Origin of the sequence: Bacillus sp. JJ1521 (genome assembly GCF_036965165.1) — a bacterium.
Classification (GTDB): domain Bacteria; phylum Bacillota; class Bacilli; order Bacillales; family Bacillaceae_L; genus Ferdinandcohnia.
In genome coordinates, this window is record NZ_JBALOX010000211.1 from 4,834 (window position 1) to 5,526 (window position 693).

At 38.6% G+C, this 693-nt stretch carries 1 pseudogene; it reads right to left on the reverse strand.

The window, feature by feature from the left end:
- Positions 1 to 349: pseudogene (locus V7147_RS22340) on the reverse strand (ATP-dependent DNA helicase); the annotation flags it as partial.
- Positions 350 to 693: the final 344 nt, after the last annotated feature.

A 693-nucleotide genomic window follows, 5' to 3' on the forward strand; every position in this document is an offset into this window, starting at 1 on the left:
CTAATGCTTCAGCGATTTTTGCAATATCTCCTTCAGGCTTCACAAGCTGTTCTATTAAGGACTCATCTGCACATGAGATGATCGCAGGCTTTCTCATGTACCTCGCATAACAAATCGCATATAATAGATAGACAATCGTTTTACCAGTACCTACTCCGGCTTCTGCAAATACAATTGATCTTTCCTTAAACGCTCTTTCCAGCTGAAATGCCATAAAAATTTGCTCATCGCGAAGCTCAAAGCCTTTTTCAGGAAGGATGTCGTAAAAGACATCGCCAATCCACTCATTGAATTTATCAAAAAAATTATCATTTTTGGATATTTGAAAGGGTAGCCCTTCTCCAATCATATGTAAAACCCCCAAAACCAATGTACGCGCAATATTTAATTATCTACTAGTAAATTAGGTAAGTCAATATATTTTAAAGTGCAAGGCGCTCGCATAATTCGGTGACAAGCATAAGANNGGCGCCTGAAACTAGACATGAAAGAAAGAAAAACCCGCCGAAGCGAGTTCCTTTGTATGGTTCTTTCATTCACTTTTATATCGTAAAAAATCAACATCAATGGCTGTTGAATGAGACATCGCTTGGAGAAGGTCGGCTTTTGCTTTGGCAATAGATTGTAGCGGATCCAGTTCTTCCCCTACTTCAGTCAGTAAAAACTTGTATGTATCATTCAACGCATCTTGAA